The organism is Acidovorax sp. (assembly GCF_016783915.1).
Taxonomy (GTDB): domain Bacteria; phylum Pseudomonadota; class Gammaproteobacteria; order Burkholderiales; family Burkholderiaceae_C; genus Acidovorax.
Genome location: NZ_JADHVT010000001.1, coordinates 110,773 through 121,654, shown reverse-complemented (window position 1 = coordinate 121,654; position 10,882 = coordinate 110,773). Strand labels below are relative to the sequence as shown.

Genomic DNA, 10,882 nt, shown 5'->3' with positions numbered 1-10,882 from the left:
AACGCTTGACGCCGGTACCGGAGCGGGACGAGCCCATGACCACACCCTCCCCTGATCAGTCCATCGCGCTGTGCAGCAGTGCTGACCTCGTCGATGGGGGGCTGGCTGTGCCGTTTGATGTGCAGTACGCAGGCCAGACCTGCCGGGCCTTTGCGATCCGCTACCAGGGCCTGCCGCACGCTTACCTCAACCGCTGCACCCATGTGGCGATGGAGATGGACTACCAGCCCAACCGTTTTTTTGACGACACGGGCCATTGGCTGTTGTGCGCCACCCACGGGGCGGCCTACTTGCCCCATACCGGCCAGTGCGCGGGCGGTCCCTGCCGCGGCGGGTTGGTGAAAATTGCCCTGTCGGAGAGCGATGGCGTAGTGCGCTGGCATACTGCCTACAACCTGCAGCCCGTAGAGTTCTAGAAAATGCAGATGAATTACCCGGATGTGCTGCCGCCCGGTGCGGGTCACCGCGACGCGCGGCCCGCAGCGGTGCAGTGCCCAGGACGCATGACATGACAGACCCCCAGCAGCCCGGTTCGTCGGGCTTTGACACCAAAAACAATTCCGCGCCCGATCTGTGGGCGCACGCAGCTACTAATTCAGGAGCACCTGTGAGCGATTCATCGCGTGAACCCGGGTGGGAACGCGCCACGCTGGAAAAGCTGGCCTTTGCCGCCCTCAACGAACAACGCAGCACCCGCCGCTGGAAGATCTTTTTCCGCCTGGCGTGGCTGGTGTTGTTTGCCGCTGTTGCGTTCGTGGCCCTGCGCCAGGCATCGCCCAGCACCAGCAAAAGCACGCCGCACACGGCTGTGGTGGACATCAAGGGCGAGATCGCCAGCGGCGCCGAGGCCAGCGCCGAGTTTGTGGTGGCCGCCATGCGCAGTGCGCTGGAGGATGAGGGCTCGCAAGCGCTGGTGCTGCTCATCAACTCGCCCGGTGGCAGTCCGGTGCAGGCGGGCATCATCAACGACGAGATCGTGCGACTGAAAGCGAAGCACAACAAGCCGATCTACGCCGTGGTCGAAGAAACCTGTGCCTCGGCTGCGTACTACATCGCTGCCGCCGCTGACGATATCTATGTGGACAAGGCCAGCATCGTGGGCAGCATTGGCGTGCTGATGGACGGTTTTGGCTTTACTGGCGTGATGGAGAAGGTGGGCGTGGAGCGCCGCTTGCTCACGGCGGGTGAGAACAAGGGTTTTCTGGACCCCTTCAGCCCGCAGACCGAAAAGCAGCGCGCCTATGCACAGACCATGCTCGACCAAATCCATCAGCAGTTCATTGCCGTGGTGAAGGCCGGGCGGGGTGATCGTCTCAAGACCACGCCCGATACCTTCAGTGGATTGTTCTGGACCGGCCAGCAGGCCGTGGAAATGGGTCTGGCGGACAAGTTGGGCAACCTGGACTACGTGGCGCGCGAAGTGGTCAAGGCCGAGGACATCATCGACTACACCCGCCGCGACAACGTGGCCGAGCGCCTGGCCAAGCGTTTTGGCGCGGCGGTGGGCATGGGCGCCGTCAAGTCACTGGCCATATCGGGGCCACAGTTGCGCTGATATTCGCCTCGGAGTCGGCAGGGGCGTGATCATCCGCGCAAGCCCTTGCATCCACGGCAGATGTCTATTCGAAGCCCCTGCAGAGGTATCTGCCGGGGCTTTTTTGTTGGGCCTGGTTGCGCTGTGCTGCGGTGCCGGTGTGGGGCCGTTGTGCAGCGGTCTGAGGGGTTTGGGGGTGTTTTGGGGCGGTTGCGATAGTGGAATATGCCTGGAATGCTCTTGAATATGTAGCATTCCAGGCGCCTCGCCCGTAGCGTGTTACCCCGTCGCTGTCTCAACGCCCCAGCGCAAACACCACGGGGGTGCGGTTGTCCGGTGGTGCGGGCTGCTGCTTCCACTGGCGCACCAGCTGGCTTTGCACCCGCGCGTCGGGCAGGGTCAGCCCGCTGGCCAGCGCCAGCCGGGTGTGCGGCTGCAGGGTCTGAACCAGTGCCTGCCACAGGGCCGGGTTGCGGTACGGGGTCTCGATGAACAGCTGGGTCTGGCCCGTGCGCAGCGCGATGCCTTCCAGCTCCTTGATGCGCTGTGTGCGCTCTTGTCCGTCTTGTGGCAGGTAGCCGACGAAGGCGAAGTTTTGTCCATTGAGGCCACTGGCAGCCAGGGCCAGCAGCAGCGACACCGGCCCTACCAACGGCACCACGCGCAGGCCCAGGTCGTGAGCGGCCCGCACCACCGACGAGCCAGGGTCGGCCACTGCGGGCATGCCCGCTTCGCTGACCAAGCCGATGTCGTGCCCGTTCAGGGCCGCAGCCAGCAGCGGGCGGGCATCGAACGGCGCTGAGCCTTTGTCGCCGTGGTCGCCTTTTTTGTGCACTTCACGCGGCAACTCGGTGATCTGCTGTTGCTGTAGAGAGAGGGCCAGGGGGTGCAGCGCGTCAATGCGCTTGAGGTAGGCGCGCGTGCTCTTGGCGTTTTCGCACACCCAGTGGGTCAGGCGGGCGGCTGTCTGCAGGGTCGCTGAGGGCAGGGCATCCTGCAGTGGGGCCTGGGTGTCGCAGCCAAAGTCGAGCGGGGCGGGCACCAGGTACAGCGTGCCGGTTTTTACGTTCATGGCAGCACCAGCCCTGCTGCGCGCAGCATGCGGCATGTGCGGATCAGCGGCAGACCGATGAGTGCCGTGGGGTCGTCGCTGTGGATGGCGTCCAGCAGGGCAATGCCAAGGCCTTCGCTCTTGGCGCTGCCCGCGCAGTCGTAGGGCTGTTCGGCGCGCAGGTAGCGCTCGATTTCTTCATCCGATAGGTCGCGGAACTTCACCTCTACGGGGGCGAGGTCCACCTGTTCAAAGCCGGTGGCCGCGCACACCACCGCCAGGGCGGTTTGGAACACCACCGTCTGGCCGCGCATCTGGCGCAACTGCAGCACCGCGCGATCGTGCTGGCCCGGTTTGCCCAGCGGCTCTCCGGCCAGGTCGGCCACCTGGTCGGACCCGATCACCACGGCTTCGGGGTGCTGCCGCGCCACAGCTTGCGCTTTGGCCAGAGCCAGGCGCAAGGCCAGGGCGCGGGGTGCTTCACCGGGCAGGGGGGTCTCATCGACATGGGGGGCGGTCACTTCGAAAGGCAGGTTCAGCCGTTCCAGCAATTCGCGCCGGTAGCGCGAGGTCGAGCCCAATACCAGAGGGCGTTGCGGGGAGGGGGATTGATGCATTCGCCGATTCTCTTACACTGCCGCCATGACCAAGGAATTCTCCGCACAGCGCCTCGACGTGAAAGCCTTTGCACAGGCAGGCGGTCGGCTGGCGGGCCACGACTCGCTGCTGAAGTACGAACGCCTGGCGCAAGAGGCCAAGGGCCTGCACCCCGATCTGTTGGTGGACTGGGAAGCGACGGGCGAGGTGCGCACTGCGCTGGGGGGCATGGGGCAGGTTTGGTTGCACATCAAGGTGCGCGCCAGCTTCCCCATGGAATGCCAGCGCTGCCTGACGCCGGTGGATGTGCCCCTGGAGGTGGATCGTGAGTTCCGCTTTGTGGCAGACGAAGCCACGGCCGAGGCTCTGGACGATGAGAGCGAAGAAGACCTGCTGGCCTTGAGTCGCGAGTTTGATCTGCACGAACTCATCGAAGACGAACTGTTGATGGCGTTGCCCGTGGTGCCCAAACACGACGAGTGCCCGACCTCCGTGCCGCTGGCGTCTTCGGACGACGATTTTGAAGAAGCCAATGCCGAAAAGCCCAACCCGTTTGCCGCGCTGGCTGCGCTGCGCAAGGACGCCAAAGACTGAATCACCGACCCAAAAAGCATTTGGGTTATAATCGTGGGCTTCACGCGAACCCCATCGTGTCTTTTTGGGCTGATCGCGTTTTTACCAACCTATTCCAGATCAGGAGCCATCATGGCCGTTCAGCAAAACAAAAAGTCCCCTTCCAAGCGCGGCATGCACCGCTCGCACAATGCCCTGAACGTGCCAGGCATTGCTGTGGAACCTACCACCGGTGAAACGCACCTGCGTCACCACATCAGCCCCAACGGTTTCTACCGTGGCCGTCAGGTACTGAAGAACAAGTCTGAAGCCTGACCTTCACTCCATCCAAAGGCCCGTTGCTACAAACCCTGTAGCGCGGGCCTTTGTTTTGACCGTCGTATTCATCTCTCGGCCCCTTGGGCCGGCCGGACAAGTCGCCCATGATCACACTGGCTGTTGACTGCATGGGGGGCGACCATGGCCCCCGCGTCACGCTCGCGGCGTGCCGCCAGTTTCTCGACCACCACCCCGATGCCCGCCTGCTGCTTGTTGGCCTGGCGGACAGCCTGCAATCGTTCTCCCATGAACGAGCCACTATTGTTCCTGCTACCGAAGTGGTGGCTATGGATGATCCGGTGGAAGTGGCCTTGCGCAAGAAGAAGGATTCTTCGATGCGCGTGGCCATCCAGCAGGTCAAGGATGGCACGGCTTCGGCTGCTGTCTCTGCGGGTAATACCGGTGCCTTGATGGCCATTGCCCGCTATCTGCTCAAGACGCTGGATGGTATCGACCGTCCTGCCATCGCCACCCAGCTGCCCAACGCCACCGGCGGCGCCACCACGGTGCTGGACCTGGGAGCCAACGTCGATTGCTCGGCCGAGCACCTGCTGCAGTTCGCCGTGATGGGCTCTGCCTTAGTATCCGTCCTTCAGGAGGGTGGCGAGCCCACGGTGGGTCTGCTGAACATTGGTGAAGAGGTCATCAAAGGCAGTGAGGTGATCAAAAAGGCGGGTGAATTGCTGCGATCTGCAGCTAATTCCGGTGATTTGAACTTCTATGGCAATGTCGAGGGCAACGATATCTTCAAGGGGACGGTGGATATCGTGGTCTGTGATGGTTTTGTGGGCAATGTGGCGCTCAAGGCCAGCGAAGGTGTGGCCTCGATGATCATCGGAGCACTTAAAACCGAATTTTCGCGCCACATTTTTACCAAAATGGCCGCTATCGTCGCCTATCCGATCTTAAAAGCGTTGATGAAGCGCATGGATTACCGCCGTTACAACGGCGCGGCGCTGCTCGGCCTGCGCGGGCTGGTGTTCAAGAGTCACGGATCGGCAGACGCCATGGCTTTCGAGCAGGCGTTGAACCGGGCGTATGATGCAGCCCGCAACAACCTGCTCGACCGTGTCCGGACTCGGATTGCGCACGCGGCGCCCCTGTTGGCGCCTGCAGATGCCCAGCCCCAGCCTGGCGTTGCGGCGACCGCACAATAATGAGACGTTATTCCCGCATTACCGGCACCGGCAGCTACCTGCCTCCCCGCCGGTTGACCAACGCTGATCTGGTTGCCGAACTGGGCCAGCGCGGTATCGAAACCTCCGACGAATGGATTGTGGAGCGCACCGGCATCCGGGCGCGCCACTTTGCTGCGCCCGACGTCACTGCGAGCGACCTGGGGCTGGAGGCTGCACGCAATGCTTTGCAGGCCGCCGGCCTGCAGCCAACTGATATCGATCTGATCATCGTGGCCACGTCCACGCCGGACATGGTGTTCCCGTCAGTTGCTTGCATCTTGCAGAACAAGCTGGGCGCCAATGGATGCCCTGCGTTTGACGTGCAAGCTGTGTGCAGCGGTTTTGTCTATGCCCTGTCGGTGGCGGACGCCATGATCCAAACTGGGGCTGCCAACCGTGCGCTGGTGATTGGTGCAGAGGTTTTCAGTCGCATCCTGGACTTCAACGACCGCACCACTTGTGTGTTGTTCGGTGACGGAGCTGGTGCCGTGGTGCTGGAAGCTTCAGAGACGCCCGGCATCCTGTCGAGCGATCTGCACGCCGACGGCAAGCATGTCGATATCCTTTGCGTGCCCGGTAATGTGTCCGGCGGCAAGGTGCTCGGAGACCCAGTCCTCAAGATGGACGGGCAGGCGGTTTTCAAACTCGCTGTGGGCGTGCTGGAGAAGGCGGCCCACGCGGCCCTGGCCAAGGCCGGGCTGACCGAGGCCGATATCGACTGGCTGATCCCGCACCAGGCCAACATCCGCATCATGCAGGGCACAGCCCGTAAGCTGAAGATGTCCATGGACAAGGTCGTGGTCACTGTAGACCAGCACGGCAACACCTCGGCGGCATCCATTCCCCTGGCGTTGGACCACGCAGTGCGCACTGGTCAGGTCAAGAAAGGCGAAACCCTGCTGCTCGAAGGCGTGGGTGGTGGTTTTACCTGGGGCGCTGTGCTCCTGAAGTTGTAGCTGCTGGCGCAATAATTACCTGCGCTACCGGCCAGTTTGATCATATTTCTGGATTTTTCATGAAGTCTTTTGCATTTGTCTTTCCGGGGCAAGGCTCGCAATCGGTTGGCATGCTCGATGGTTGGGGTGACCACCCGGTGGTGGCGCAGACCCTGCAGGAAGCCTCGGATGCCCTGGGTGAGGATGTCGGCCTGCTGATCAAAGAAGGCCCCAAGGAGGCTTTGGCCCTGACCACCAACACCCAGCCGGTGATGCTGGTCGCTGGCGTGGCGGCATGGCGGGTGTGGCGCGCAGAAGGCGGCGCAGCCCCGGTGGCCGTTGCCGGGCATTCGCTGGGTGAATACTCCGCCTTGGTGGCGGCGGGTGCGCTGACGCTCGCGCAGGCGGCGCCGCTGGTGCGGCTGCGTGCGGCGGCCATGCAAGAGGCGGTGCCTGTCGGCACCGGTGCCATGGCGGCCATTCTGGGCATGGAGGCTTCCAAGGTCATCGCTGGTTGTGCTGAGGCTTTGGCATCGTTCGGGCCAGGCACGGCCGAGGTGGTGGAGGCTGTCAATTTCAACGACCCGATCCAGACCGTGATCGCCGGTACCAAGGCGGGTGTGGACAAGGCCTGTGAGGTGCTCAAGGCGGCGGGCGCCAAGCGCGCATTGCCCCTGCTGGTGTCGGCGCCTTTCCATTCCAGCCTGATGAAGCCTGCGGCTGAAAAGCTGCGTATGGCGCTGGCGGAGGTTGCGCTTGCTACCCCTCAGATTCCGGTGATCAACAACGTGGACGTGGTGGTGCAGCAAGACGCTGATGCCATTCGCGATGCGCTCTACCGCCAGGCTTTCGGTCCTGTGCGCTGGGTGGAATGCGTGCGTGCGCTGAAAGGCCGGGGTGTGACGCACATCATTGAATGTGGCCCTGGCAAGGTGCTGGCAGGCCTCACCAAGCGCATCGACCAAGAACTGGTCGGTGCAGCATTGTTTGACTCGGCCACGCTGGCTGAAACCCGGGAGTTGTTGGCATGACGGAATCGACCCAGACAGCAGCGCAAGTGGCGCTGGTGACCGGTGCATCGCGCGGCATCGGTGCTGCCATTGCCCTGGAGTTGGCGGTGCGCGGCTACCAGGTGGTAGGCACGGCCACCACGGATGAAGGTGCTGCGCGCATCAGCCAGGCGCTGTCGGCTTACCCTGGTTGCCGCGGTGCCAATCTGAACGTGAACGATGTGGCTGCGGTCGAGGCTCTGATGGACGCCATCGTCAAGCAGCAAGGTGGCCTGCATGTGCTTGTGAACAACGCGGGCATTACGCGCGACACTCTGGCCATGCGCATGAAGGACGACGACTGGGATGCCGTGCTGGACACCAATCTCAAGGCGGTATTCCGCACGAGCCGCGCCGCCATCCGGCCGATGATGAAGCAGCGTTTTGGGCGCATCATCAGCATCACCAGCGTGGTGGGCGCGTCGGGCAATCCAGGCCAGGCCAACTACGCAGCTGCTAAGGCGGGTGTGGCGGGCATGACGCGCGCATTGGCCCGTGAGCTGGGCAGCCGCAGCATCACCGTGAACTGCGTGGCACCCGGTTTCATCGAGACCGACATGACCTCCGTGTTGCCCGAAGACCAGCAAAAAGCGCTCAATGCGCAGATCCCGCTGGGTCACATGGGTAAGCCGGCCGACATCGCGCACGCGGTGGCGTACCTGGCCTCGCGCGAGGCGGGCTATGTGACGGGGCAGGAGTTGCACGTCAATGGCGGCATGTACATGTAATTAAGACAAGTTAACGCCGGTTCATCCGGACGGCGGGTCGTTTAGGGGCTTCTCCTTAAGCGGCTAGAATCGCGGATTCATTCACAACCCCCAGAGGGAAACCATGAGCGATATCGAAGCACGCGTCAAAAAAATCATTGCCGAACAACTCGGTGTGGAAGAGTCCCAAGTCACCAATGAAAAGGCCTTCGTGGCAGACCTCGGTGCCGACTCGCTCGACACGGTGGAACTGGTGATGGCTCTGGAAGACGAATTCGGCATCGAGATCCCGGACGAAGACGCCGAGAAGATCACCACGGTGCAAAACGCCATCGACTACGCCAACACCCACCAGAAGGCCTGAGCGGCGCCCTGCGCCTGACTCAAGCGATCAGCAGAAGGTTTTATACGCATGAGCCGTCGTCGCGTTGTCGTGACCGGCCTGGGTTGCGTCAGCCCCGTGGGTAACACGGTGGCCGAGTCCTGGGCCAATCTCCTTGCCGGCCAGTCCGGCATTGATCTCATCACCAAGTTCGATGCGTCGAACTTCGCCTGCAAGATTGCGGGAGAGGTCAAAGGTCTTGACCTGGAGTCGTACATCAGCGCCAAGGATGCGCGCGCGATGGACACCTTCATCCACTACGGCATCGCTGCTGCGGCTCAGGCCGTGCAGGACGCAGGGCTTCCCACGGGTGAAACGCTCAGTGAGGAGTTCGCCACACGCATTGCCTGTGTGATCGGCTCCGGCATTGGCGGCCTCCCGCTGATCGAAAACACCCACGCCGAACTGGTGAGCCGCGGACCACGGCGCATCACGCCATTTTTTGTACCTGCATCCATCATCAACATGGTGGCAGGGCATGTGTCCATGCGCTTTGGCTTCAAGGGCCCCAACCTTGCTGTGGTGACGGCCTGCACAACGGGCTTGCACTGCATCGGCGAGGCGGGGCGCATGATCGAATACGGCGATGCAGACGTGGTCGTGGCAGGCGGTACCGAATCCACGGTATCCCCGCTGGGCATTGGCGGGTTTGCCGCCATGCGGGCCCTGTCCACCCGCAACGACGACCCCAAGACAGCATCCCGTCCCTGGGACAAGGATCGCGACGGATTTGTGCTGGGCGAAGGCGCCGGTGTGATGGTCCTGGAAGAGTACGAACATGCCAAAGCCCGGGGTGCGAAAATTTACGCTGAACTCAGCGGTTTTGGCATGAGTGCCGATGCAGGTCACATGACCGCCCCCAACATGGATGGACCCCGGCGCGCCATGCTTAGTGCGCTGCGCAATGCGGGGATCAATGCCGATCAGGTGGACTACCTCAACGCCCACGGCACGTCCACCCCCCTGGGTGACATCAACGAAACCAACGCTATCAAGGCGGCCCTGGGCGACCATGCCTACAAGACCGTTGTGAGTTCCACCAAATCCATGACGGGCCACTTGCTCGGCGGTGCGGGTGGGATTGAGAGTGTGTTCACCGTGCTGGCATTGCACGAACAAAAAGTGCCACCCACCATCAACCTGTTCAACCAGGATACGGAGTGTGATCTCGACTACTGCGCCAATACGGCACGGGACATGAAGATCGATGTGGCCGTCAAGAACAATTTCGGCTTTGGCGGCACCAACGGAACGCTGGTGTTCAAACGCGTCTGATTGCGCGCATATACCAATCTCGGATCCGGTGGCAATACGTATCGCACGTGGGCCTGCGGGCGATGTGTCATTGACTGTAGTGTCGGTCTGTCACCGAGTTGGCGTTTGATCGGCCCGTCGAAGGGAGCTGTCTTGTGACGCGGCGTTCGAGACGACCTCCATCTGTCCAATATCCGTTGTGTCGCAGTCGGGCGCTGGGTGTGCTGTTGGCTGCCTGGGTGCTTGCTGGTGGTTCCGTTTTGGTTGCCTGGATCGCTTGGGGGAGCCGTGCTGCGCATCTGTCTATCGCAGTGGCCCTGTGCTTCTGGCTGCCAGCGATGGCGGCTGCCATGCACTTTTGGTGGAGCCAAGCCCGTGGAGTTTTGCAGTTCGACGGCCAAGCCTGGACGCTGAACCGAGTGGCGCCGCCCACCAGTGTGCCGCTGACGCTTTCGGCGCCCCCGGAGGTGCTTCTGGATCTGCAGGCGCATCTGTGGGTGCGCATCTTGCTCGTCGGACATCCGCCGCTGTGGTTGTGGATGGAGCGTTCCAGCCAGCCAGAGCGCTGGATGGACTTGCGCCGTGCGGTATATTCGCGCGCCAGATCGGGCGCTGACAACGCTGACGAAACCGCCCGGCAAGCTGCCGTAGGGCGTGAATCCTGAGTATCCATGACTGTAATTCCGCCTTCCCCCTCCGAAGACAGCGACCTCCAATTGGTGGAGCGCACGGTAGCGGGCGACCAGCGCGCCTATGAATTGCTGGTCATCAAGTACCAACGCCGCATCGAACGACTGATCGGGCGCATGGTGCGCGACACGGACCTGGTTCAGGACATTGCCCAGGAAACCTTCATTCGCGCCTACCGGGCGCTGCATCAGTTTCGCGGCGACGCCCAGTTCTACACCTGGCTGTACCGGATTGCTGTCAACACAGCCAAGAAGGCGCTGATGGACATGAAGCGCAACCCGGTCATTTCCGAAAATGCCTTCCGGGGCTCCGAGGATGAAGATGAAACTTCCCGCCTTGGACACGAACTAACCAGCGACGAAACCCCCGAAACTGTTCTTGCGGCCCAGGAAATCGCCCAGGTCGTGAATGCAGCCATGGAGGCTTTGCCCGATGATCTGCGCCAAGCTGTCACGCTGCGAGAGATCGAAGGGCTCAGTTACGAAGAAATTGCCACCGCGATGGGGTGCCCCATCGGTACGGTGAGGTCTCGAATTTTTCGGGCGCGTGAAGCCATTTCGGCCAAAGTGCGTCCCTTGCTCGAAAACCAGTCGGGCAAACGGTGGTGAGGTGAT

14 protein-coding genes are annotated in these 10,882 nt (G+C 62.3%); 12 read left to right on the top strand and 2 right to left on the bottom strand.

The features are described from left to right. Window positions 1–35: 35 nt before the first annotated feature. Both ISS20_RS00615 and ISS20_RS00610 read left to right on the top strand, forming a co-directional pair. Window positions 36–416 (top strand): Rieske 2Fe-2S domain-containing protein, encoded by a 381-nt coding sequence (locus tag ISS20_RS00615; protein ID WP_291432742.1) that lies wholly within the window; start codon window positions 36–38, stop codon window positions 414–416. Window positions 417–508: 92 nt separating this feature from the next. Beyond that, window positions 509–1,555, top strand: a complete 1,047-nt coding sequence (locus ISS20_RS00610; RefSeq protein ID WP_291432739.1) for a S49 family peptidase — start codon at window positions 509–511, stop codon at window positions 1,553–1,555. A gap of 274 nt (window positions 1,556–1,829) precedes the next feature. On the opposite strand, the gene ISS20_RS00605 is transcribed toward ISS20_RS00610, so the two are convergent. Both ISS20_RS00605 and ISS20_RS00600 read right to left on the bottom strand, forming a co-directional pair. Then, window positions 1,830–2,606 carry an SAM-dependent methyltransferase gene (locus ISS20_RS00605; protein WP_108497130.1) on the bottom strand — a complete coding sequence of 259 codons (777 nt, stop codon included), beginning with the start codon at window positions 2,604–2,606 and terminating at the stop codon, window positions 1,830–1,832. Further along, window positions 2,603–3,202, bottom strand: a complete 600-nt coding sequence (locus ISS20_RS00600; RefSeq protein ID WP_192418645.1) for a Maf family nucleotide pyrophosphatase — start codon at window positions 3,200–3,202, stop codon at window positions 2,603–2,605. The genes ISS20_RS00605 and ISS20_RS00600 overlap by 4 nt, the downstream gene beginning before the upstream one ends. 25 nt (window positions 3,203–3,227) lie before the next feature. Between ISS20_RS00600 and ISS20_RS00595 the strand changes: the two genes are divergently transcribed. From ISS20_RS00595 to rpoE, 10 genes are all read left to right on the top strand, one after another. Next, window positions 3,228–3,776 (top strand): YceD family protein, encoded by a 549-nt coding sequence (locus tag ISS20_RS00595; RefSeq protein WP_056061340.1) that lies wholly within the window; start codon window positions 3,228–3,230, stop codon window positions 3,774–3,776. Between the two features lie 111 nt (window positions 3,777–3,887). After that, window positions 3,888–4,070: a 50S ribosomal protein L32 gene (rpmF, locus tag ISS20_RS00590; protein ID WP_005794249.1), complete on the top strand. Its 183-nt coding sequence runs from the start codon at window positions 3,888–3,890 to the stop codon at window positions 4,068–4,070. Window positions 4,071–4,177: 107 nt separating this feature from the next. Continuing rightward, window positions 4,178–5,230 (top strand): phosphate acyltransferase PlsX, encoded by a 1,053-nt coding sequence (gene plsX, locus ISS20_RS00585; RefSeq protein WP_291432738.1) that lies wholly within the window; start codon window positions 4,178–4,180, stop codon window positions 5,228–5,230. After that, a complete protein-coding gene (locus ISS20_RS00580) occupies window positions 5,230–6,207 on the top strand; it encodes a beta-ketoacyl-ACP synthase III (protein ID WP_291432737.1) in 978 nt (325 codons plus the stop codon). Before plsX ends, ISS20_RS00580 begins: the two co-directional genes overlap by 1 nt. Before the next feature lie 59 nt (window positions 6,208–6,266). Beyond that, a complete protein-coding gene (gene fabD, locus ISS20_RS00575; RefSeq protein WP_291432736.1) occupies window positions 6,267–7,217 on the top strand; it encodes an ACP S-malonyltransferase in 951 nt (316 codons plus the stop codon). Beyond that, entirely contained in the window at window positions 7,214–7,963 is a 750-nt protein-coding gene (fabG, locus tag ISS20_RS00570) for a 3-oxoacyl-ACP reductase FabG (protein ID WP_291432735.1), read from the top strand. Before fabD ends, fabG begins: the two co-directional genes overlap by 4 nt. A gap of 103 nt (window positions 7,964–8,066) precedes the next feature. Further along, window positions 8,067–8,306: an acyl carrier protein gene (acpP, locus tag ISS20_RS00565; protein ID WP_003058049.1), complete on the top strand. Its 240-nt coding sequence runs from the start codon at window positions 8,067–8,069 to the stop codon at window positions 8,304–8,306. Between the two features lie 48 nt (window positions 8,307–8,354). Further along, on the top strand, window positions 8,355–9,599 hold the full coding sequence (fabF, locus tag ISS20_RS00560; protein WP_291432734.1) for a beta-ketoacyl-ACP synthase II: 1,245 nt from the start codon (window positions 8,355–8,357) through the stop codon (window positions 9,597–9,599). A gap of 329 nt (window positions 9,600–9,928) precedes the next feature. Next, window positions 9,929–10,243 carry a hypothetical protein gene (locus ISS20_RS00555; RefSeq protein ID WP_291432733.1) on the top strand — a complete coding sequence of 105 codons (315 nt, stop codon included), beginning with the start codon at window positions 9,929–9,931 and terminating at the stop codon, window positions 10,241–10,243. Between the two features lie 6 nt (window positions 10,244–10,249). Next, window positions 10,250–10,876 (top strand): RNA polymerase sigma factor RpoE, encoded by a 627-nt coding sequence (gene rpoE / locus ISS20_RS00550; RefSeq protein WP_015013192.1) that lies wholly within the window; start codon window positions 10,250–10,252, stop codon window positions 10,874–10,876. Window positions 10,877–10,882: the final 6 nt, after the last annotated feature.